20 protein-coding genes are annotated in these 22,264 nt (G+C 75.4%); 19 read left to right on the top strand and 1 reads right to left on the bottom strand.

All coding sequences use genetic code 11. From position 1 onward, the window contains the following. Positions 1 to 47: 47 nt before the first annotated feature. From pcaH to ACQPXD_RS22920, 4 genes are read left to right on the top strand one after another with little or no spacing between them, the layout of a single operon-like run. On the top strand, positions 48 to 818 hold the full coding sequence (gene pcaH, locus ACQPXD_RS22905; RefSeq protein WP_432841719.1) for a protocatechuate 3,4-dioxygenase subunit beta: 771 nt from the start codon (positions 48 to 50) through the stop codon (positions 816 to 818). Next, entirely contained in the window at positions 815 to 1,363 is a 549-nt protein-coding gene (gene pcaG, locus ACQPXD_RS22910) for a protocatechuate 3,4-dioxygenase subunit alpha (protein WP_432841721.1), read from the top strand. Before pcaH ends, pcaG begins: the two co-directional genes overlap by 4 nt. Continuing rightward, positions 1,356 to 2,537, top strand: a complete 1,182-nt coding sequence (locus tag ACQPXD_RS22915; RefSeq protein WP_432841723.1) for a lyase family protein — start codon at positions 1,356 to 1,358, stop codon at positions 2,535 to 2,537. The genes pcaG and ACQPXD_RS22915 overlap by 8 nt, the downstream gene beginning before the upstream one ends. Then, entirely contained in the window at positions 2,537 to 3,667 is a 1,131-nt protein-coding gene (locus ACQPXD_RS22920; RefSeq protein ID WP_432841725.1) for an alpha/beta fold hydrolase, read from the top strand. The genes ACQPXD_RS22915 and ACQPXD_RS22920 overlap by 1 nt, the downstream gene beginning before the upstream one ends. Positions 3,668 to 3,686: 19 nt before the next feature. Here ACQPXD_RS22920 and ACQPXD_RS22925 read toward each other — a convergent pair whose 3' ends face one another. Beyond that, on the bottom strand, positions 3,687 to 4,445 hold the full coding sequence (locus ACQPXD_RS22925; RefSeq protein ID WP_432841727.1) for a sulfite exporter TauE/SafE family protein: 759 nt from the start codon (positions 4,443 to 4,445) through the stop codon (positions 3,687 to 3,689). Positions 4,446 to 4,501: 56 nt separating this feature from the next. Here ACQPXD_RS22925 and ACQPXD_RS22930 point away from each other — a divergent pair, with 56 nt between their 5' ends. From ACQPXD_RS22930 to ACQPXD_RS23000, 15 genes are all read left to right on the top strand, one after another. Next, positions 4,502 to 6,085 carry a GMC oxidoreductase gene (locus ACQPXD_RS22930; protein WP_432841729.1) on the top strand — a complete coding sequence of 528 codons (1,584 nt, stop codon included), beginning with the start codon at positions 4,502 to 4,504 and terminating at the stop codon, positions 6,083 to 6,085. Continuing rightward, positions 6,082 to 6,474 carry a hypothetical protein gene (locus ACQPXD_RS22935; protein ID WP_432841731.1) on the top strand — a complete coding sequence of 131 codons (393 nt, stop codon included), beginning with the start codon at positions 6,082 to 6,084 and terminating at the stop codon, positions 6,472 to 6,474. The genes ACQPXD_RS22930 and ACQPXD_RS22935 overlap by 4 nt, the downstream gene beginning before the upstream one ends. Beyond that, the gene (locus ACQPXD_RS22940) at positions 6,471 to 6,872 is read left to right on the top strand and encodes a VOC family protein (RefSeq protein WP_432841733.1); all 402 of its coding nucleotides are present in this window, start codon (positions 6,471 to 6,473) and stop codon (positions 6,870 to 6,872) included. The genes ACQPXD_RS22935 and ACQPXD_RS22940 overlap by 4 nt, the downstream gene beginning before the upstream one ends. A 1-nt stretch (position 6,873) precedes the next feature. Then, positions 6,874 to 7,908 (top strand): aldo/keto reductase, encoded by a 1,035-nt coding sequence (locus ACQPXD_RS22945; protein WP_432841735.1) that lies wholly within the window; start codon positions 6,874 to 6,876, stop codon positions 7,906 to 7,908. Positions 7,909 to 7,922: 14 nt separating this feature from the next. Continuing rightward, positions 7,923 to 9,641, top strand: a complete 1,719-nt coding sequence (locus ACQPXD_RS22950) for a gamma-glutamyltransferase family protein (protein WP_432841737.1) — start codon at positions 7,923 to 7,925, stop codon at positions 9,639 to 9,641. Beyond that, positions 9,638 to 11,005, top strand: a complete 1,368-nt coding sequence (locus ACQPXD_RS22955) for an amidohydrolase (protein ID WP_432841739.1) — start codon at positions 9,638 to 9,640, stop codon at positions 11,003 to 11,005. The genes ACQPXD_RS22950 and ACQPXD_RS22955 overlap by 4 nt, the downstream gene beginning before the upstream one ends. After that, a complete protein-coding gene (locus tag ACQPXD_RS22960; RefSeq protein WP_432841741.1) occupies positions 11,002 to 12,429 on the top strand; it encodes an amidase family protein in 1,428 nt (475 codons plus the stop codon). Before ACQPXD_RS22955 ends, ACQPXD_RS22960 begins: the two co-directional genes overlap by 4 nt. Positions 12,430 to 12,608: 179 nt before the next feature. After that, on the top strand, positions 12,609 to 13,484 hold the full coding sequence (locus tag ACQPXD_RS22965) for an ABC transporter permease (protein WP_432841743.1): 876 nt from the start codon (positions 12,609 to 12,611) through the stop codon (positions 13,482 to 13,484). Continuing rightward, the gene (locus ACQPXD_RS22970) at positions 13,484 to 14,332 is read left to right on the top strand and encodes an ABC transporter permease (protein WP_432841745.1); all 849 of its coding nucleotides are present in this window, start codon (positions 13,484 to 13,486) and stop codon (positions 14,330 to 14,332) included. The genes ACQPXD_RS22965 and ACQPXD_RS22970 overlap by 1 nt, the downstream gene beginning before the upstream one ends. Beyond that, on the top strand, positions 14,329 to 15,414 hold the full coding sequence (locus ACQPXD_RS22975; protein ID WP_432841747.1) for an ABC transporter ATP-binding protein: 1,086 nt from the start codon (positions 14,329 to 14,331) through the stop codon (positions 15,412 to 15,414). Before ACQPXD_RS22970 ends, ACQPXD_RS22975 begins: the two co-directional genes overlap by 4 nt. 25 nt (positions 15,415 to 15,439) lie before the next feature. Beyond that, positions 15,440 to 16,441: a hypothetical protein gene (locus ACQPXD_RS22980; RefSeq protein ID WP_432841749.1), complete on the top strand. Its 1,002-nt coding sequence runs from the start codon at positions 15,440 to 15,442 to the stop codon at positions 16,439 to 16,441. Positions 16,442 to 16,470: 29 nt separating this feature from the next. Continuing rightward, positions 16,471 to 17,919 (top strand): aldehyde dehydrogenase family protein, encoded by a 1,449-nt coding sequence (locus ACQPXD_RS22985; RefSeq protein ID WP_432841751.1) that lies wholly within the window; start codon positions 16,471 to 16,473, stop codon positions 17,917 to 17,919. 106 nt (positions 17,920 to 18,025) lie between these two features. Continuing rightward, a complete protein-coding gene (locus ACQPXD_RS22990; RefSeq protein WP_432841753.1) occupies positions 18,026 to 19,231 on the top strand; it encodes an aminotransferase class V-fold PLP-dependent enzyme in 1,206 nt (401 codons plus the stop codon). Continuing rightward, complete coding sequence (locus tag ACQPXD_RS22995; RefSeq protein ID WP_432841755.1) at positions 19,228 to 20,355, top strand: FAD-dependent oxidoreductase; 1,128 nt, start codon at positions 19,228 to 19,230, stop codon at positions 20,353 to 20,355. The genes ACQPXD_RS22990 and ACQPXD_RS22995 overlap by 4 nt, the downstream gene beginning before the upstream one ends. Beyond that, a complete protein-coding gene (locus tag ACQPXD_RS23000; protein ID WP_432841757.1) occupies positions 20,352 to 22,250 on the top strand; it encodes a primary-amine oxidase in 1,899 nt (632 codons plus the stop codon). Before ACQPXD_RS22995 ends, ACQPXD_RS23000 begins: the two co-directional genes overlap by 4 nt. Positions 22,251 to 22,264: the final 14 nt, after the last annotated feature.

A 22,264-nucleotide genomic window follows, 5' to 3' on the forward strand; every position in this document is an offset into this window, starting at 1 on the left:
GGAAGTCTAGGCTGGCGCGACGTCTCGCGCGGCGGGACGGTGTCGCGGTGAGCATCCCCACCCAGCAGCAGATCTCGGCGGAGATCGCCGAAATCGCCGCGCGCCCCGGGCCGGGCGACGCGCCGCAGCCGCGCGTCGACTACCCGCCGTACCGTTCGAGCATCCTGCGGCACCCGACCAAGGAGCCCCGCCACGCCGACCCCGAGACGATCGAGCTGTGGGCGCCGTGCTTCGGCCACTCCGACGTGCATCCGCTGGAGGCCGACCTCACCGCCGGCGCCCACGCGGGCACGAACACGGCCGTGTTCGGCGAGCCGATCGGCGAGCGGATCACGGTCACCGGCCGGGTCGTCGACGGCGAGGGCCGGGCGGTGGCGGGCCAGCTGGTCGAGGTGTGGCAGGCCAACGCCGCCGGCCGCTACATCCACAAGAACGAGCGGCACCCGGCACCGCTGGACCCGAACTTCACCGGCGTCGGGCGCTGCCTGACCGGCCCCGACGGCTCCTACTCCTTCCGGACGATCAAGCCCGGACCGTACCCCTGGGGCAACCACCGCAACGCCTGGCGGCCGGCGCACATCCACTTCTCCGTCTTCGGCCGCGCGTTCACCCAGCGGCTGGTGACGCAGATGTACTTCCCGGCCGACCCCCTCTTCGCGCTGGACCCGATCTATCAGTCGATCACCGACCCGAAGGCCCGCGACGCGCTCGTCGCCACCTACGACCACGACCTGACGGTTCCCGAGATCAGCCTGGGGTACCGGTGGGACATCGTGCTGAGCGGTCCGGCCCGGACCTGGACGGAGGTCGCGGCGTGAGCAGCCCCTTGACCACCCCGGGCCAGACGGTCGGGCCGTTCTTCGGCCAGGGGCTGCCCTACCCCGGCGACAGCGAGCTGGTGCCGGCCGGCCGGGCGGACGCGATCCGGCTGCACGGCCTCGTCCTCGACGGCGCCGGCGCGCCGATCCCGGACGCGATGGTGGAGATCTGGCAGGCCGGCCCCGACGGCGCCGTGCCGCGCGCGGAGGGCTCGCTGCACCGCGACGGCTGGACCTTCACCGGCTGGGGCCGCGCGTCCACCGACCTGCGCGGGCACTACGCGTTCACCACGGTCGTGCCGGGCGCGACCGACGAGGGGCGGGCGCCGTTCTTCGCCGTCGCCGTCTTCGCCCGAGGGCTGCTCGACAAGCTGTTCACGAGGATCTACCTGCCCGGCCACCCGGACAACGCCACCGACCCGCTGCTCACCGCCCTCGACGAGGCCGAGCGCGGCACGCTGGTGGCCCTCGCCGAGCCGGTCGGGCTGCGCTTCGACATCTACCTGCAGGGCGAGCGCGAGACGGTGTTCCTGCGTCATGGCTGACCTGCTGTGGCCGGGCGACCACCGGGCCGGGGAGGTCTTCACCGACGCCGCCTTCCTCGCCGCGATGGTCTCGGTCGAGCAGGCGTGGCTCGACGCCCTGGCCGCCGCGGGGGTCGCGGCCGGGGCGGTGCGCCTGGCGGGCGCGGCCGGCCCGGCCGACCTGCCGGCCCTCGCCGAGGGCGCCGAGGCGGACGGCAACCCGGTCACCGGCCTCGTGGCGCTGCTGCGCGAGCGCACCGGGTCGGGCTGGGTCCATCGCGGGCTCACCTCCCAGGACGTCGTGGACACCGCGCTGGTGCTGTGCCTGCGCGACGCCCTCGGGCGGGTCCGCGCCGATGCCGGGCGGCAGGCCGGCGCGCTCGCCGGGCTGGTGCGCGAACACCGCACGACGCTCATGGCCGGGCGCACCCTCACCCAGCACGCCGTCCCGATCACGTTCGGGCTCAAGGCCGCGACCTGGCTGCAGGCCCTGTGCGCGGCCGTCGAGCGCCTGGAGCGCGGCCCGGCGCCGCCGGCGCAGTTCGGCGGGGCGGCGGGCACCCTCGCCGCGCCGGCCGAGCTCGCCGGCGGGGCCGCCGCGGCGCTGGCCGTCGCCGAGGACGCCGCCGCGCGGCTCGGGCTGGCGTGGGCCGCGCCGTGGCACACGGAACGCTCCGCCCTGACCGGGCCCGCCGACGCGCTGGTGGGCCTCGCCGACGTGTGGGGCCGCATCGGCGGGGACGTGGCGCTGCTGTCCCGGCCGGAGATCGGCGAGCTGCGCGAGGCCGCCGGCGGCCGCTCCTCGACCATGCCCGGCAAGGCCAACCCGGTGCTGTCGGTGCTGCTGCGCCGGCACGCCCTCGCCGCGCCCGCCCTGGCCGCGACGCTGCACACCGCCGCCGCGGCGTACGCCGACGAGCGGCCCGACGGCGCCTGGCACGCCGAGTGGGCTCCGCTGCGCACCCTCGCCCGGCGCAGCGTCACCGCCGCCGCGCAGGCCGCCGACCTGCTGGAGGGCCTGGTCGTCGACCCGGGGCGAATGCGCTCCCGCGCCGAGCGGGCGGCCGCGACGCTCACCGCCGAACAGCGCGCCATGGGCGGCCCCGGCGCCGACCCCGGCGCCTACCTTGGCGCCGCCGACCCGATCATCGACGCGGCCCTGCACCGGGCGGGCCGGCTGTGGAAGGACCTGTGATGGGCGTCCCCGAGATCACCCTGGTCCGGCTGGCGGGGGAGCCCGGCCGCCCGCCGCTCGTCGTCGGCCCCTCGCTGGGCACGTCCGTGACGGCGCTGTGGGGCGCGTGCGCGCGGCTGCTCGGCGAGCGGTTCCACGTCGTCGGCTGGGAGCTGCCCGGGCACGGCCACGGCGCCCCGGCGCGGGAGCCGTTCACGATCGCCGGCCTCGCCGCCGGCGTGCTCGCCGCCGCCGGCCGTTCGCTCGGCCCGGTCCGGTTCGCCTACGCCGGTGACTCCGTCGGCGGCGCGGTCGGGCTGCGGCTCGCCCTCGACGCGCCCGAGCGGCTGACCGGCGTCGTGGCGATCTGCACCGGCGCGGCGATCGGCACGCCCGGGTCGTGGGCCGAGCGCGCGGCGCTGGTCCGCGCGTCCGGAACTCCGGCGGTCGTCGAATCCTCGGCGCAGCGGTGGTTCGCCCCCGGCTTCCTCGACCGCGACCCCGAGACCGGCACCGCCCTGCTGCGCTCGCTGCGGGACGCCGACCCCGAGAGCTACGCGCTGGTCTGCGCGGCGCTCGCCGGCTTCGACGCGCGCGGCGAACTGGGCCGCATCGGCGTGCCGCTGCTCGCGATCGCCGGCGCCGCCGACGTCGCCACGCCGGCCGCCGCGCTGCGCGCCGACGCGGCCACCGTGCCGTCCGCGCGGTTCGTGGAGCTCGACGCCGTCGCCCACCTCGCCCCGGCCGAGGCGCCGCGCACGGTGGCCGGCCTGATCGAGGACCACCTCGCCCGCCCCGGCCTGGCCGTGCGCCGCGAGGTGCTCGGCGACGCCCACGTCGAGCGGGCCATCGAGCGCACCAGCGACATCACCAGGGACTTCCAGGACTTCATCACCCGGTACGCCTGGGGAGGGATCTGGACCCGCCCGGGCCTGGCCCGCCGGGACCGGTCGATCGCCGTGCTCACCGCGCTCGTCGCCGGCCGGCACTTCGAGGAGCTCGAGTTCCATCTGCGCGCCGCGCTCACCAACGGACTGACCCGTGAGGAGATCATCGAGGTGCTCCTGCAGTCCGCCGTCTATGTGGGGGTACCGGCGGCGAACACCGCCTTCGCCGTCGCCGACCGCGTGCTCGGCGCACCGGGGCCGTGATCGTCTCGACCGTTTCCGCTCAGAAGGCCCGCAGCAGCACGAGCCCGACCACCGTGCCGAACGCGATGATGACCACGCGCAGCGCGCGCGGCGGCAGCCGCTGGGCCAGCCGGGCGCCGAGGAAGCCGCCGGTCATCGCGGCCGGGGCGAGGACGGCCACGGCGGCCCAGTTGACCGGGCCGAAGACGGCGTACACGACCACCGTCACGACGCCGACCATCGCCGACAGGACGTTCTTCAGTGCGCTGACCCGGCGCAGGGGCTCGTCGAGGACGAGCGCCAGACCGGCGATGAGCACGACGCCGAGCGCGGCGTTGAAGTAGCCGCCGTACAGGCCGCAGAGGAACGTCGTCAGGTTGAGCTGCACGGCGGCCCGGCGCGGTGCGAGATCCCGGTGCTGACCGGCCAGCGCCCGCAGCCGGGTCTGCAACGCCAGCGTCGCGGTCGCGCCGAGCACCAGGAACGGCACCACGACGTCGAACACCGCGCGCGGCGTGGCGAGCAGCAGCGCGCAGCCGCACAGCGCGCCGAGCGTCACCGCCGGCACCGCCTGACGCACCCGGCGGGCCTGGCCGGTCAGGTCCTCGCGGCTGCCGACGACGCTGGCGCCGTAGCCGGGCGCGACCGACAGCGCGTTGCTGACGTTCGCCGCCACCGGGGGCAGGCCGATGCCGAGCAGGGTCGGGAAGGTGATCAGTGAGCCGCCGCCCGCGATGGCGTTGACGATCCCGGCGGACAGCCCGGCGAGCAGCAGCAGCGCCGCCTGGATCAGGGTCATGCGCCCACCCGGTCGCGAAGTGGATACAAAGTCATGTACTATGGATGCACGATTCGGTGCGACGGTGGGAGGCGAGGGGGCTGAGCGCACGGGAAGCTGACGTCGTCATCGTCGGCGCCGGCCCGGTCGGCGGGGTCGTCGCCGACCGGCTGGCCGCGGCCGGGGTGGACGTGCTGTGCCTGGAACAGGGCGGGTGGCCGGGCCCGATGGCCGCGGGCGACCGGTGGGAGCTGGCCGGCCGCGGGCGGGCGCACTTCAGCCCGAACCGGCGCCGCGGACCCGGCGACTACCCGATCGACGACCGGGACTGCGACCTGGACGTCCTCACCGGCAACGGGGTCGGCGGCGGCACGGTGCTGTGGGGCGCCCAATGGGAGCGGTACCTGCCCGGCGACTTCCGGGTCCGCTCGCTCGACGGGGTCGCCGAGGACTGGCCGATCGGCTGGGACGACCTGGCGCCGTACTACGAGCGCCTGGATCGCGACTTCGGCGCCGCCGCCGAGCCGGGCGACCCCGCGTTCCCGGACAACGGGGCGGCGCCCTACCCGGCCCTGCCGATCATGGAACTCGGCCGCCGCGTCGCCGAGGCGCACAACCGGCTCGGCTGGCACTGGTGGCCGGGGCCGAACGTGGTCGGGCCGCCGGAGCAGATGGCGGCGGCCCGCGCGGGCGGCTACCCGCCCGGGCTGCGGGCCCGGGCGAGCGAGACGCACTGGCGGCGCGCCGAGCGGGCGGGCGCCCGCCTGATCACCGGGGCACACGTGCGGCGGCTGCGGACCGGCCGCCCCGACCGGGTCGACGCGGTGGAGTGGATCGACGCGTCCGGCGCGGCGCGGGTCACCGCCGCCGGGGCGGTCGTGCTGGCCGCCGGCGGGATCGGCACGCCGCGGCTGCTGCTGGCCTCGGCCGGCGCCGGGCACCCGGCCGGGCTGGCCAACGGCTCGGGGCTGGTCGGGCGCAACCTGATGCTGCATCCGTTCACCCGGGTCGTCGGGTTGTTCGACGAGCCGTTCGCCGGTGTCCAGGGGTACTGGGGCCAGTTGCTGCACTCGCTGGAGTTCGCCGAGACCGATCGGTCGCGCGGCTTCGTCCGCGGCGCGAAGTGGAACCTCGGCCAGGGCTTCGGGCCGGTCGCCGCCGCCCTGCACCCGTGGCCGGACGGCGTCCGCTGGGGCCCCGGGCTCGCCGGGCACCTGCGCCGCTGGGTCGGCCGGGCCGGTATCTGGGGGATCACCGCCGACGACCTGCCGGACGTGGACAACCGGGTCGAGCTCGACCCGGTGCGCGCCGACGCCTGGGGTTCGCCGGTGCCGGTCGTGCGCTACCGCACCCCGCCGGACGCGGCGCGGATCCTCGCGTTCAACGCCGAGCGGGCCCGCGAGTCGTTCCTGGCCGCCGGGGCCCGGGAGGTGCTGGTCGCGCCGAGGCTGCGGGAGTTCGGCTGGCACCAGCTCGGCACCGCCCGGATGGGCACGGACCCGCGACGCAGCGTGGTCGGCCCCGACGGGCGCGCGCACGAGGTGCCGAACCTGTTCGTGCTCGACGGCAGCACGTTCGTGACCGGGTCGTCGCTGAACCCGACGGCCACGATCTGCGCGTTCGCCCTGCGGGCCGCCGAGCTGATGCTGGGGGCGGCATGAGCCGGCTGGCGCGGGTCGCCGACCTGCTCGCCCCGGGCGGTGACGGGCTGCCCGCGGCGAGCGGGACCGGTATCGCGGCGCGGCTCGACCTGGTGCTCGCCGAGGTGCCGGCGCTGGCCGCCGGCGTCGACCGGGCGTTGCGGTGGATCCAGCGGGCGGACACGATCGACGCCGAGACCGTCCGCGCCCTGGAGGCCGCGGAGCCGGAGGCGTTCGCCGCGCTGCTGGAGGCGGTCGTCGTCGCCTGGGCCACCGCGCCCGAGGTCCAGGCCGCGCTGGGGGTGCCACCGCGGCTGCCCATCGCGGTCGGCGAGCAGCTCGCGACCGCGGACCTGCTGGAGCCGGTGCGCCGCCGCGGCCCGCGGTGGCGCCGGGAGGGAGACCGATGAGGATCGCCAAGCCCGGGCTCGACCTGGGCCTGATCGTGCGGGACCTGGCCGTGACCGCCGCCTTCTACGGCGACGTGCTCGGCCTGGCGCGGCTGGGCGAGCGCACCAACGGCTGGGGCACGATGGCCGAGTTCGGCTTCGGCGAGAGTGTGCTGCGGCTGCTGCGCCCGCTGCAGGAGCCGCGCCCGGCGGAGGGCGACCTGCTGGCCGTCACCGGGTTTCGCTACCTGACCTTCCCGGTCGAGGACCTCGACGCGGTCGCCGCGCGGCTGCGGGCCGCGGGTGCGCCGCTGGTGCTGCCGGTGACCAGCGCGGGCGCCGTCCGGTTCGTGATGTACGCCGACCCGGAGGGCAACGTCGTGGAGTTGCTGGAGCGCGCCGGCGGGACGGCCGGCTGAGATGCGGACCAGCCCGCTCGGCGGCACCGGCATCCAGGTCAGCGCCCTGACGCTCGGGGCGATGATGTTCGGGCCGACCGGCAACCCCGACACATCCGAGTGCATACGGATCGTGCACCGGGCCCTGGACGCCGGCATCAACACCATCGACACCGCCGACCTGTACTCGCGCGGGATCTCCGAGCAGATCGTCGGCGAGGCGCTGCGCGGCCGGCGCGACGGGGTAGTGCTCGCCACGAAGTTTCACGGCCCGATGGGTGAGGACCCGAACATGCGCGGGGCGAGCCGGCGCTGGATCGCCCGGGCCGTCGAGGACAGCCTGCGCCGGCTCGGCACCGACTGGATCGACGTCTACCAGGTCCACCGGCCCGACCCGCACACCGACTTCGACGAGACCCTCGGCGCGCTCAGCGACCTGGTCCGGGCCGGGAAGATCCGGGCCATCGGCACGTCCACGTTCCCGGCGCCGGCGATCGTCGAGGGGCAGTGGCTGGCCGAGCGCCGCGGCCGCGAGCGCGTGCGGTGCGAGCAGCCGCCGTACTCCGTCCTGACCCGCGGCGCGGAGACCGAGGTGCTGCCGGTGTGCCGGTCGTACGGGATGGGCGTCATGGTCTGGAGCCCGCTCGCCGGCGGCTGGCTCTCCGGCCGGCACCGGCTCGGCGCGGCGGAGGCCACCTCCAGCCGCGCCGGCCGGTTCCCGCGGCGCTGGGACCTCGGCGTGCCCGCCAACGCCGCCAAGCTGCGCGCCGCGGACGCCCTCGCCGACGTCGCCGAGCAGGCCGGGCTGTCGCTGATCCACCTGGCGATCGCCTGGACGCTGGAGCATCCGGCGGTGACCACCGCGATCATCGGGCCGCGCACGATCGAGCACCTGGACAGCCAGCTCGGCGCCGCCGACGTGACGCTCGGCACCGACGTGCTGGACCGGATCGACGCGATCGTCCCGCCTGGCACCACGCTCAACGCCGCCGACGTCGGCTACGACCCGCCGGGCCTGACCGACCTGACGCTGCGCCGGCGGCGCGGTACCAGCTGAGGAGAAGGAGCACCATGAGCGCCCCGACCTGGCACGTCCCCAACCCCACCGTCCTGGGCACCCGGCACGCCGTGTCGTCCGGGCACTACCTGGCCAGCGCCGCGGCCCTGGCCATCCTCGACGCCGGTGGCAACGCCGTCGACGCCGGCTGCTGCGCCGGCATGGCCCTCGCGGTGCTGCACGCGGACGAGGTCAACTTCGCGGGCGTGGCGCCGATCATGATCCGGATGGCCGACGGCACCACCGTCAGCATCGACGGCCTCGGCGTGTGGCCGGCCGGCATCCCGGCCGACCTGTTCCTGCGCGAGCACGGCGGCACCATCCCCAGCGGCCTGCTGCGCACCGTCGTCCCGGCCGCCCCCGACGCGTGGATCACCGCGCTGCGCGACTACGGCACGATGCGCTTCGGCGAGGTCGCCGCGGCCGCGATCCGGCTCGCCCGGGACGGCTTCGCCGCGTTCCCGCTGCTGGTCGAGGGCATCACGGCGCGGCAGCGCGGCTACCGCAACTGGCCGGCCAACGAGGCGATCTACCTGCCGGGCGGCCGCCCGCCGCGGGTCGGGGAGCGGTTCGTGCAGACCGACCTCGCCCGCAGCATCCAGCTCATGGCCGACGCCGAGGCCGCGACCGCCGGAGACCGCGCGGCGGGGCTGAAGGCGGCCCGGGCGGTGTTCTACGAGGGGGAGCTCGCCGAGCGGATGGTCGCCTACCACCGCGAGCACGGCGGCTACCTCACCGCCGCCGACCTCGCCGGGTTCCACTGCCGCTACGAACCGGTCCTCGCCACCCGCTGGCGCGACTTCGACATCCTCACCTGCGGCGCCTGGTGCCAGGGCCCGGCCCTCGCCGAGGCCCTGCGGATCCTGGAGGCCTACGGGCTGGACGGGCTGGAGCACAACTCGCCGCAGTACGCCCACCTCGTCATCGAGGCGCTCAAGGGCGTCTTCAGCGACCGCGAGCACCTCTACGGCGACCCGGCGTTCGTCGACGTCGACGTCGACCGGCTCCTCTCGGCCGCGCACGCCGCCGCCCGGGCCGGGCGCATCGACCCCGGCCGCGCCCATCCCGGCCTGCCCGACCTGCTCTTCGGCGTCGCGCAGCCGCTGCCCGAGCCGATGGACTACGACGAGCTGCCGATTGTCGGCGAGGGCGCGACCTCCTACGTGTGCGTCGTCGACGCCTGGGGCAACGCGTTCTCGGCCACGCCGTCCGACGGCGCCTCCTCCTCGCCGGTCATCCCCGGCACCGGGTTCGTGCCGTCGCTGCGCGGCATGCAGTCCCGGCCCGATCCGGCCCACCCGTCCGGCGTCGCGCCCGGCAAGCGGCCCCGGCTCACCCCCAACCCGGCGATCGCGGTCCGCGACGACGGATCGGTGATGCCGTTCGGCTGCCCCGGCGGCGACATGCAGATCCAGGCGATGCTCCAGGTCTTCCTCAACGCCTTCCACTTCGGCATGCCGCTGCAGGAGGCCGTCAACGCGCCGCGCTTCTCCACCTGGAGCTTCCCCAACTCCTTCGCCCCGTTCGACTACCTGCCGTCCCGGGTGTTCGTGGAGGACCGGTTCCCGGCGGCCACGCTCGACGCGCTGCGCGCCAAGGGCCACGACGTGCGCGCCTGGCCCGCATTCACCCGCGACGCCGCGGCCGTCGAGGCGATCTACCGCAACGCCCGCACCGGCTTCCTGGAGGCCGCCGCGGACCCCCGCCAGCCCGCCGCGGCCTACGTGTCATGAGCGCCGGCCCGTACGTCGTCACCGCCCGGATCCGCACCATGGACCCGGCGCGCCCGCTGGCCGAGGCGATGGCCGTCGCCGGGGAGCGGATCGCCGCCGTCGGCACCGTCGCGGAGGCGCTGGCCGCCTGCCCGGCCGGGACCGCGGTCGAGGATCTCGGCGCGGCCACGATCACCCCCGGCCTCATCGACACCCACCTGCACATGCAGCGCGGCGGCCTGAAGATCATCCACGATCTGGGTCCAGCGCCTCGGGGCACCGCCACCCACGACCTCGGCCTGGTCATCGCCACCATGCGGGACAAGGGCTTCGGCCCCGGGTGGGGGCCGCAGCCGCCGGACCTCGACGACCGGGCCGCGGCGCTGCGGCTGGTCCAGCCGCTCATGCACCAGCTCGGCTTCACCGGGATCATCGACCCGGCCACCACCGAGGACGAGCTGCGCGGCTACCAGGAGAGCCGCCGCCGGGGCGAGCTCACCATGCGGGTCGTCGCGATGCCGTACCCGAGCGTCGGCGACCTCGAGCACCCCGACGTCGACGGGGCGATCGAGCGGCTGCGGGGCATCGGCGTGTCCACCGGCTTCGGCGACGACCTCCTGCGCATCGGCGGCATCAAGGTGTACTTCGACGGCGAGGCGATGAAGGGCGAGGCGCTGCGCCGCACGCCGTGGCCGCACAGCGGCTCCACCGGCCGCCAGCGGATCCCGACCGCCGAGTTCCAGCGGCTGCTGGATCACTGCGCCACCGGCGGCTGGTCGGTGGGCGTGCACGCGGTCGGCGGCGCCGGCATCGCCGCCGTGCTCGACTGCTTCGCCGCGGCCGACCGCAAGCGGTCCATCGCCGGTCGGCAGTGGCAGATCATCCACGGGTACCTGGAGGTCGAGCCGGAGTCGATGGCCCTCGCCGCCCGGCTCGGCGTCGTGCTGGCCGCGCAGCCGTCGATCGTCCTGCGCAACGGCGCCGGCCTGGTCGAGCGGCTCGGCGACGGCGCGCTGCGGATGAACCCGCTGCGCTCCTGGCTCGACGCCGGGGTACCGGTCGTGCTCGGCTCCGACGGCCCGTTCTTCCCGTTCGACCCCCGCGAGCTGATCTGGTCGGCGGTCACCCGGCGCGTCCGCGACCGCGCCGAGCCCCTGGCCGTGGAGGAGGCGATCACCGTGGGGGAGGCGCTGACGGCGTACACCGCGACCGCCGCCGTGGCCGCGTTCGACGGCGACCGGCGCGGCCGGCTGGAGCCCGGGCGGCTCGCCGACTGGGTCGCCTTCGACCGGGACCCGCTGGAGATCGCCCCCGACGAGCTGCTCACCCTGCGGGTGCTGCGCACGGTGGTCGGCGGCCGCACGGTGTACGGGGAGGCCCGATGAGCGAGCCGCTGCACTGGTGGCCGGCCCGCGAGCTGGCCGCCGCGATCCGCCGCCGCGAACTCTCGGCGCGCGAGGTCATGCGCGCCCACCTCGACCGGATCGCCGAGGTCAACGACCGGATCCGGGCGGTGGTCTCGCCGCTGCCCGAGCGCGACGCGCTGGCGCTGGCCGACGCGGCCGACCGGGCCGTCGCCGGCGGCGACGCGCTCGGCCCGCTGCACGGTCTGCCGACCGCGGTCAAGGACCTGATGGACGTGCGCGGCCTGCCGACGACCCACGGCTCGCTCGCCCACGCCGGCGCGCCGCCGGCCGCCGCGGACAGCGTCCTGGCCGCCCGGCTGCGCGCCGCGGGCGCGCTCATCATCGGCAAGACCAACACCCCCGAGCACGGCCTCGGGACGCTCACCTTCAACCCGCTATTCGGCACCACCGTGACGCCGTGGAATCCCGCCCGGCACGCCGGCGGCAGCAGCGGCGGCGCGGCGGCCGCGCTGGCCGCGGGCCTGCTGCCGATCGCCGACGGCTCCGACTCCGGCGGCAGCCTGCGGTACCCGGCGGCATTCTGCAACGTCGTCGGCCTGCGGACCACGCCCGGCACCGTGCCCAGCGGCCGGCGCGGCAACGGCTGGAGTCCGCACGGCGTCCTCGGGCCGATGGCCCGCGACAGCGCGGACGCGGCCCTGCTGCTGTCCGCGATCAGCGGCATCGACCCGGGCTGGCCGCTGTCCTGGGTCGAGGACCCGGCGGCGCTGGCCGACCTGGAACCGGTCGACCTGAGCGCGGTACGGCTCGCGTGGAGCGCCGACGCCGGCGGCCTGGAGGTCGACGCCGAGGTCCGCGCGGTGCACGCGGCGGCGCGGGCCGCCCTGGAGGCCGCCGGCGCGACCGTCGTCGACGCGGAGCCGGACTTCGACCACGCCGACCGGCTGTGGGAGACCATCGAGATGTTCGAGTTCTTCGCCGGCGGCGGCGCCGAGGTCGACGCCGACCCCGGCGGCTACCGGCCCGACTACCTGCGCAACGTCGAGCAGGGCCGGCGCACCACGGCGGGCGACCTCGCCGAGGCCTACGCCCGCCGCACCGAGCTGTTCCGGTCCACCGCCCGGCTGCTCACCGGGCACGACGCCCTGGTCCTGCCGGCCGCGCCGGTGCCGCCGCCGCCCGCCGGCGTGGAGTGGGTCGCCGAGGTCGACGGCGTCGCCTACGACCGGTACTTCCGCTGGCAGCGGATGGCCAACCGGGTCACCGCCACCGGGCACCCGGCGCTGGTCACGCCGGCCGGGTTCACCCCGGCCGGGCTGCCGGTGGGCCTGCAGGTCGTCGGGCGCTACCGCGGCGACCGGCGGCTGCTCGCGCTCGGCGCCGCGATCGAGCGGCGGCTCGGCCACGTCGACCGCCATCCGCCCCTGTTTACAAGCCCGTAATCCCGGTGGGAGGATTCAGGATCCACATGGAAATAGTCTGGATCCAATGTGCGCTCGTTCGGTTGTGCTCTCGTTCGGTTGTGCTCTCGTTCGGTTGGGCGCTCGTTCGGTTGTGCGCTTGTGCGGTTGTGCGCTCGTTCGGTTGGGCGCTTGTTCGGTGAGTGAGGAGGAAGGACCGGATGGCCGTTGACGAACTCACCGCCCCCGCCGTGCCCGGCACCGGGCGCCGCGGCGGCCCGGCCGAGGGCGGCGCCGAGCGGCGCTGGCTGTTGTGGCCGCCGCTGGTGTTCTTCGCGCTGACGCTCGGCGTGCCCCTCGCCGCGCTGCTGCAGCAGGCGCTGTCGGGGGAGGGCGACGCCTTCGCGGAGTCGCTGCACATGAGCGTCTTCGTCGCCGCGGTGTGGCGCACGCTGCTGCTCGCCGCGATCGCGACCGCGGCGACGGTCGTGATCGGCACCTGCTACGCCCTGGCGGTCGCCGTCGGCCCGGTGTGGGTCAAGGCATTCCTCATGGGCGGCCTGCTGATCTCGCTGTGGACCTCGATCATGGTGCGCACCATCGGCTGGATGCTGCTGGAGCTGCCGGCCGGCGCGCTGTACTGGCTGCTGCAGCAGGCGCACCTGCGCTCGGAGCCGATCGACCTGTACCAGACCACACCCGCGATGTACCCGGCGATGATCGCCGTGATGCTGCCCTTCGCCGTGCTGCCCATCCTGGCCTCGGTCACCGGCGTCGACCGCGAGCAGCTCAACGCGGCCACCGTCTTCGGCGCGGGGCCGATGCTCACCCTCCGCGCGGTCGTGCTGCCCTCGATCCGCCAGGCGATGATCAGCGGCGGCGTCCTGGTGTTCGTCATGAGCCTGGGCTTCTACGTGACCCCGCTGCTGCTCGGCGGGCCGTCCAACATGACCGTGTCGGGCATCATCAACGGCCAGCTCAACACCGCCAACCGGCCCGACCTCGGCGCCGCGATGAGCCTGCTGCTCATCGGCGGCACGGTCGCGATCTACCTGGTCGCCGACCGCCTGTTCAAGGTCAGCGAGCGGTGGGGCTGATGGCGGACACGCCCCTGCGCCGGGGCATCGGCTGGTACCGGCACCCGGTCCTGGTCATCGCCCTGCTCACCAGCCTGCTGTTCTACGTGCCGTTCCTGGTGGTCGTGGCGACCAGCTGGACCGGGACCTCGTTCATCATCTTCCCGCCGCAGGGGTTCTCCCCGCACTGGTACTCCGACGTGCTGACCGACCCCGAGTGGTCGGACGCCTTCCGGGTCTCCCTGCTGGTGTCGGCGACCGGCACCGTCATCTCCGTGGCGCTGGGCACGCTCGGCGCGCTGGCGCTGTCCCGGCTGCGGTCCCGGGCGGCCCGCCGCTGGCTGCGCACGCTGTTCATCGTCCCGATGGCGATCCCGCCGGTCGCCTACGCCGTCGGCCTGTACTCGGTCAATCTCCAGGTCGAGGTCCTGCAGGAGAGCCTGACGCTGCTGATCCTGGGCGAGGCGCTGCTGGCCCTGCCGTACGTCTTCGTGATGGTCTCCTCGGGCCTGGGCCAGGCCGATCCGGCGCTGCGCCCCGCGGCCAGCACCCTCGGCGCGTCCTGGCCGCTCATCGTGTGGCGGATCGACCTGCCGATGATCGTGGGGCACATGCTCGCCGGCGCGGTCTTCGCCTTCGCCGTGATCTTCGACGAGGTCGTCCTGTCGGTCTTCCTCGCCCCGATCGGGGTCAAGACCCTGCCGCTGCAGATGCTCGGCGCGTCGCAGGAGGCGCTCTCGCCCCAGCTGACCGCCGCCTCGACGCTCATCTCGGTGTTCGCGGTGCTGCTGCTCGGCGCCTTCAGCCTGCTGTCCAACCGCCGGGCCGCCCGCGCCCGGCGCCTCGCCCGAAAGGCGGCGACCGCATGACCATCGCGTTGTCGATCCAGGCCGTGCACGTCACGCTCGGCCACAACGAGGTCCTCAAGGGCGTCAGCCTGGACGCCGCGCCGGGCGAGTTCGTGACGCTGCTCGGCGCCAGCGGCAGCGGCAAGACGACGCTGCTCAACGTCGTCGCCGGCCTGCAGCGGGTCGACCGCGGGCACGTGCTGTTCGACGGGTACAACGTCGAGCGCCGCCCTCCCCGCAAGCGCAAGGTCGGCGTCGTCTTCCAGTCCTACGCGCTGTTCCCGCGGATGAGCGTGGGCGACAACGTCGCCTTCCCGCTGCGGGCGGCCCGCCGGCCGGGCGCGGAGCGGCGCCGGATCGCCCAGGAGATGCTGGAACTGGTCGACCTCGGCGGCATGGCCGGGCGCAGCCCCGACTCGCTCTCCGGCGGCCAGCGGCAGCGGGTGGCCCTGGCCCGCGCGCTCGCCTCCGACCCGGGCATCCTGCTGCTCGACGAGCCGATGGCGGCGCTGGACAAGCAGTTGCGCGAGCGGATGCAGGTCGAGATCAAGCGGATCCAGCAGGCGGTCGGCATCACCACCGTCGCCGTGACCCACGACCAGGCCGAGGCGATGACGATGTCGGACCGGGTGGCGATCATGCACCAGGGCCGGCTCATCCAGGTCGATACCCCGGAGCACCTGTACCGCCGGCCGGTGAACGAGTACGTGGCGAGCTTCCTCGGCGAGGCCAACCTCTTTCCCGCCGACCGCCGGGGCCCGCTGCCCCTCGACGCGCCCGGCGGGGCGACCGGCACCGCGGTGGTCCGCCCCGAGGACCTGGTGGTGCTCGACGCCCGGGAGGCCGCGGCCGAGGGCCGGTGGAGCGTGCGCGGCGTCGTGCGGCTGCTGAGCTTCCAGGGCAGCCGGTTCCGCCTGGAGCTGGACACGCCCGCCGGCCGGGCCGTGGTCTGCTCGCTGCCGCCGCACGCCGACGTCAGCTCGCTGCTGCCGGGCAGCGAGGCGACGCTCGGCTGCGTCGACCCGCGCCGGGTCCACGTCATCGACGCGGCCACGCCCTCGGACGGCCGGCCGGACCGGCTCGTCGGCCTGGCCGCCCGATGACCGCGGCAACCCGCCGGCGGCGGCGATGATCGAGACCGTCCTCGGTCCGGTCGAGGCGGCCGGGCTGGGGCGGGTCAACATGCACCAGCACCTGCTCAGCGACGCCGGCCGGCTGTCCCGCCCGGGCCACGAGCCGGCCCCCGCCGACGACCGCGTCGCCACCGGCAACCTCGGCTTCCTGCGCTGGAACGCCCTGGCCCTGGCCGACAACCTCCGTCTCGACGACCCCGGGCTGGCCGCCGACGAGCTGCGCCGCGCCGCCGGCGGGGTCGGCCTGGTCGTGGAGGACACCAGCGTCGGGCTTGGACCCGACCACCCGGCCCTGCCGGCGATCTCCCGGGCCGCCGGCGTCCACGTCGCCGCGGCGTACGGCCTGTACGTGACCCCGACCCTGCCCCCGTGGGCGCTGGAGCTCGACGAGGACGGCGTGTACCGGCTCCTGCTCGGCGCGCTGCGGGACCGCATCCCCGGCACCGGCTACCGCGCCGCCCTGCTCGGCATCATGGGCACCACCGGCGACGTCCCGCCCGTCGAGCGGGCCCGGCTGCGGGCCGCGGCCGCCGCGGCCGCCCGGGCCGGAGCGAGCGTGAGCGTCCGGCTCGACCCCGCCGCCCGGGCCGGGACCGAGGTGGTGGCCGAGATGGTCGCCGCCGGGCTGCCGGCCGAGCGGATCCTGTTCACCAACGCCGACGAGTACCTCGACGCGCCCTACTGGCACGACCTGCTCGACGCCGGCGCCACCCTGGAGCTGTGCTTCGGCACGGAGCTGCAGCACGTCGGGCGGATGCGCAACCCGTCCGACGGGCAGCGGCTGGACTTCTTCGAGGCGTTCCTGGCCGCCCGCCCCGCCGGCCGGTGGGTGCTCGGCGGCTCGGTGTGGATGAAGGCCCAGCTGCGCCACTACGGCGGCGAGGGCTACGACCACCTCACCACCCGGGTCCTGCCGGAGCTGCTGCGCCGGGGCGTCGACCCGGACCGGCTGGAGGCCATGGTGAGCACCGAACCGCTGCGCCTGCTGGACCGTTGAACCCGCCGCACCCCGTGAGGAGCGCCCCGATGCGTGCCGACCTGCCCGTGCTTCCCGCCACCCAGGCCCTGTTCGTCGACGGCGCCTGGCAGTCCGGCGGCGACCTGTTCGAGGTCGTCGACCCGGCCACCGAGGAGGTGCTGACCCGGGCCGTGCAGGCCACCCCGGCCGACGTCGACGCGGCCGTGGGCGCGGCCCGGCAGAGCCTGGCCGATCGGCGCTGGGTGGGCCTGCCCCCGCTGGAGCGGGCCCGGATCCTCGGCCGGGTCGCCGACCTCGTCGAGGCCGAGCTGGAGCAGCTGGCGGTCCTGAAGACGCGCGACAACGGCAAACCGATCGAGCGCTCCCGGGCCGACGTGGCCACCGCCGCGCGCACCTTCCGGCACTTCGCCGGCGCCCCGAGCCGCCTGCTGGGCACCACCGTCCCGATCGGCCCCGGCGCCCACCACGTCTACACCACCCTGGAGCCGGTCGGCGTGGCGGCGCTGATCCTGCCGTGGAACTTCCCGATCATGACCGCCGCGTTCAAGCTCGCGCCGGCGCTGGCGGCCGGCTGCTCGGTCGTGGTCAAGCCGGCCGAGCAGACACCGCTGACGATGCTGCGCCTCGCGGCCCTGCTCGCCGAGGCCGAGCTCCCGGAGGGCGTGTGCAACGTCCTGACCGGCGACGGGCGGGTCGGTGCCGCGCTGGTCGACCACCCCGGCGTCGACAAGGTCTCGTTCACCGGCAGCACGGCGGTCGGCCGGCTGGTCGGCACGGCCGCCGCGCGGCGGTTCGCCCGGACCACCCTCGAGCTGGGCGGCAAGAGCGCCAACATCGTCTTCGCCGACGCCGACCTCGACGCCTCGGTGACCACCGCGCTGCGGGCCTCGTTCGGTCACTCCGGGCAGATGTGCACCGCCGGCAGCCGGCTGCTGGTCCAGCGCTCCGTCCTCGCCGAGTTCTCGGACCGGCTCGCCCGGGCGGCCGAGCGGGTGCCGGTCGGGGACGGGCTGGCCGGCGGCATCTCGGTCGGGCCGCTGGTCTCGGCGGAGCAGCGGGCCCAGGTCCTCGGCTACATCGACCAGGGCCGGGCCGAGGGCGCGACGGTGCTCGCCGGCGGCGGGACGCCGGCCGGCCGCGGCTTCTACGTGGAGCCCACCGTGTTCGCCGGGGTCACCAACGACATGGTCATCGCCCGGGAGGAGATCTTCGGCCCGGTCGTGGGCGTGCTCGCCTTCGACGACGAGGACGAGGCGGTCCGCATCGCCAACGACTCGGAGTACGGCCTGGCCGCCGGGGTGTGGACCACGGACCTGAGCCGGGCCCACCGGGTCGCGGCGCAGCTGGCGGTCGGGACGGTCTGGGTCAACACCTACAACATCTTCGACCCGGCGCTGTCCTTCGGCGGGCGCAAGGCGTCGGGTCTCGGCCGCGACCTCGGCGACGAGGCCCTGCGCGGCTACCTGGAGTCGAAGGCCGTCGTCGTCGGCCTGTGAGAAATGGTATCCAATATGGCGCTTATCGTATCCGTAAGCTAGAGTGGATCCATACACAATAATTTTGTATCCACACGATCGGGCAGGGGTGCCGGTGGAGCTCTCGGTGAACGCTGACCCCGCGGTGGACGTGGCGGCAGAGCGGGCCCAAACGCTCGGCGTGCGCAACGCCCACCACCTCAACGCCGCCGGTTCCGCGCTGCCGACGATCGCCGTGGTCGACGAGGTCGTCGCCCACCTGCGGCGCGAGGAACACGAGGGGGGCTACGAGGCCGCCGCCGCGGTGGCCGGGCGCATCGAGGAGCTCTACGCGGCCGCCGCCCGCGCCGTCGGCGCCGCGGCCGCCGAGATCGCCCTGACCGACAGCGCGACCACCGGGCTGCGCGTCATCGTCGACGCCCTGCGCCCGGACTCCTCGGCCCGCCTGCTGGTCAGCCGCTCGACCTACGTCAGCCACGCCCTGCACCTGCTCAGCGTGGCCCGCGACACCGGCGCCGAGCTCGTCGTGCTGCCCAACGGCCCGGACGGCGGGGTCGACCTCGAGCGCCTGGAGCGGATGCTGACCGGCGGGCCACGCGACATCGTCTGCGTCGCCCACGTGCCGACCTCGTCGGGACTCGTCGAGCCCGTCCGCGCCATCGGCGAGCTGACCCGCCGCTCCGGCGCGACCTACCTGCTCGACGCGACCCAGTCGGTCGGCCAGCTGCGGGTCGACGTCGGGGAGATCGGCTGCGACGCCCTGGTGACGACCGGGCGCAAGTTCCTGCGGGCGCCGCGCGGCACCGGCTTCGCCTACGTCCGCCGTACCCTGCTCGAACGGCTCGCACCCGTCGCGCCCGACGTGCGCGGCGCCGTCTGGACGGGCTCCCGCGCGTGGACCCTGTCGCCGACGGCCCGCCGGTTCGAGACGTGGGAGTCCTCGGTCGCCGGCCGGCTCGGCCTGCTGGTGGCCCTGACCCAGCTGCTCGACCGCGGCATCGCCGCCACCGAGGTGTACCTGGCCGCGACCGCCGCCCGGCTGCGCGCCGGCCTCGCCGCCATCCCCGGGGTGACCGTGCGGGATCCGGCGGCGTGCGCGTCGGGCATCGTCACGTTCACCGTCGACGGGTTCGGCGCGGAGGCGGTCAGCCTGCGCCTCGCCGCCCGCGGTGTGCGCACCGTCTCGGTGCCGGCCAGCCACGGGCAGTGGGACCTCGGCGCGCGCGGCGTGCCCGCCGTCGTCCGCGCGTCGGTCCACGTCTACAACGACGACGACGACATCGACGCGCTGCTGGGCGCCGTCGGGGAGATCGCCCGCGGGGCCGCGGCATGACGACGGCATCGGCCGACGTGGTCGTGGCCGGGCTCGGCATCCACGGCTCGGCCGCGGCCTACGAGCTGGCCCGGCGCGGTGCGGCCGTCGTCGGGATCGACCAGTTCGAGCCGGCCCACCACCGCGGCTCGTCGCACGGCCGCACCCGGATGATCCGCCGGGCGTACCCGAACCCGGCCTGGAACGACCTCGTCGAGCGCGCCTTCGCCGGCTGGGAGCGCTGGGAGCGGGCCACCGGGCAGACCCTGGTCCACCGCACCGGCGGCCTCTACGCCCACCGCGGCCCGTCCGGGCTGCAGGGGCCCGGCTGCGAGCCGGTCGAGGACCCGGACCGGATGCGGGAGCTGATGCCGTCCTTCGCCGTGCCGCAGGGCTACCGGGCCGTCTACGACCCGTCCGCCGGCGTCCTGGAGGCCGCCGCGGCCGTGTCCGCCGCGCGCGCCGGTGCCCGCGCGGCCGGGGCCGAGCTGGCCTTCGGCGAGCGCCTGCTGGGCTGGAGCGAGGACGCCGGCGGCTGCCTGGTCGAGACCTCGGCGCGGCGCATCCGGGCCGAGTCGCTGGTGCTCGCCGCCGGCGCCTGGGCCGCCGGCGCCGTGCCCCGCCTCGCCGGCCTGTTCGAGGTCTGGCGCATCGTCACCGTGACGGTCCGCGCCGGCCAGCCGGCCGCCCGGCCGCCCCGGCTCGGCGCCTTCTCCGTGGACCGGCCCGAGGGGCTCGTCTTCGGGATCCCCGACGCCGCCGGGAACGGCTTCAAGGCCGGCATCGACGCCGGCGAGGTCTGGGACCCCGCGGTGCCGCCCGCGCCGCCGACCCGACGCGAGGTCGCCGAGCTGTGCGCGCTCATGGCCGGTTACGTGCCGGGCGTCGGGGCAGACCCCGGCGGCGACGTGGTCGAGGCCGCATCCTGCCTGTACACGATGACCGAGGACCGGCGGTTCGTGCTCGGCCGGCTGCCGTGGGCCCCGCGGGTGGTGCTCGCCGCCGCCTGCTCCGGGCACGGCTTCAAGTTCGGCCCGGCGGTCGGGGAGGCCGTCGCCGACCTGTGCGGCGGCGCCGAGCGGCCCGACCTCGACTTCGTCGGCGTCGACCGCCGGGTCGGCTCAGCACCGAGGAGGACACCATGACGACGACCGCGACGCACTGGACCGATCCGCTGACCGAGGCCGAGATCGCCGAGGTCGCCGCCCTGGTCCGCGCCGATCCCCGGATCGGGGCCCGGCCGCGGTTCTGGGGGATCGCGGTCGAGGAGGGCCTGGCCCGCGCCATGGGGCCGGGGCAGGGCCGGCCGGTCCGGCTCGTCGTGATGAACCCGGACGCCCACGCCGCCTGGGAGGTCGGTGCCTGGACCTCCGGCACCGACCGGGAGGCGTCGCTCGCGTCGTGGACCCCCGTCGACTCCCGCCGGCCGGGCGTGTCCAGCGAGGAGGCCCGGATGGTCGCCCAGGCGTGCCGGGAGGACGCCGAGTTCCAGAAGGCCCTCGCCAAGCGGGGGATCGCCGACGCCTCGCTGGTCTGGGTCGACCCCGAGTCGATCACCGGCTTCGAGCCCGAGGACCTGGCCGGGCGGCGGCTGTCCTGGGGTACCGTCTGGCACCGGGAGAGCGCGGACGACAACGGCTACGCCCGGCCGGTCGCCGGCCTGGTGCCGATCGTCGACCTGGAGACGCTCACCGTCCTGCGGATCGAGGACCACGGCGTCGTGCCGCTCGCCGCCGAAGCCGGCAACTACCGCTCCGGCACCTGGGGGCCCGACCGGCACGTCGCCCCGCTGGACATCGTCCAGCCCGAGGGGCCCGGGTTCAGCATCGACGGCCACCGCATCAGCTGGCAGAACTGGTCGTTCCAGGTCGGCTTCACCCACCGCGAGGGCCTGGTCCTGCACGACGTCGCCTACCGCGAGGGCGAACGGTGGCGGCCGGTCCTGCGCCGCGCCGCGGTCAACGAGATGTACGTCCCGTACCTCGACAGTGACCCGACCGCCTACCGCAAGAACTTCTTCGACTGGGGCGAGTACGGCGCCGGCCCACTCACCGCCTCGCTGGAGCTGGGCTGCGACTGCCTGGGCGAGATCCGCTACCTCGACGCCGCCGTGCTGAACGGCCATGGCCAGGCGCGGACCATCGGCAACGCGATCTGCCTGCACGAAGAGGACTTCTCCGTGCTGTGGAAGCACGTCAACACCCGCACCGGCGAGGCCGACGTCCGGCGCAGCCGCCGCCTGGTGATCTCGTCCTTCGCCACGGTGGCCAACTACGACTACGGTTTCTACTGGTCCTTCTACCAGGACGGCATGATCGACCTGGAGATCAAGCTGACCGGCATCCTGTCGGTCTCCGGCATCGCCGACGGGCTGAGCCCGCGGTACGGCCGGATGGTCGCGCCCAACGTGCAGGCCCCCAACCACCAGCACTACTTCGGCCTGCGGCTCGACATGGGCGTCGACGGCCCGGCCAACCGGCTCTACGAGATCCACGCCGAGATCGAGGACGACGAGGAGCTCAACCCCTACGGCAACGCCTGCCGGATGGTGCGCACCCCGATCCGCGCCGAGTCCGAGGCGGCCCGCCGCACCGACCCCTCCCGGGCGGTGCACTGGCTGGTCGAGAGCACCACCCGGACCAACCGGTACGGCGACCCGACCGGCTACCGGCTCACCCTGCCCAACACGGCGCGGCTGTTCGCCCGGCCCGGCAGCATCGCCGAGCGCAAGGCGCCGTTCGTCGCCAAACACCTGTGGGCCACGCCGTACGACCCGGCGCAGCGGTTCATCGCCGGGGAGTACCCCAACCAGGCGCCGCTAGGCGAGGACGGCGTCACCGCCTGGCAGCGCGCGGACCGCTCCCTCGACGGCGTCGAGTTGGTGCTGTGGCCGGTCGTCGGCGTCCACCACGATCCCCGCCCCGAGGAGTGGCCGATCATGCCGGTGCACCGCATCGGCATGCGGCTGGAGCCGGACGGCTTCTTCGACCGCAACCCGTCGCTGGACCTGCCGGCGCCGGGGCGGCGCCATTGCCACTAGCGTTTCGGAGGGAG

Source organism: Dactylosporangium sp. CA-092794 (genome assembly GCF_050948465.1).
In the GTDB taxonomy this organism is placed as follows: domain Bacteria; phylum Actinomycetota; class Actinomycetes; order Mycobacteriales; family Micromonosporaceae; genus Dactylosporangium.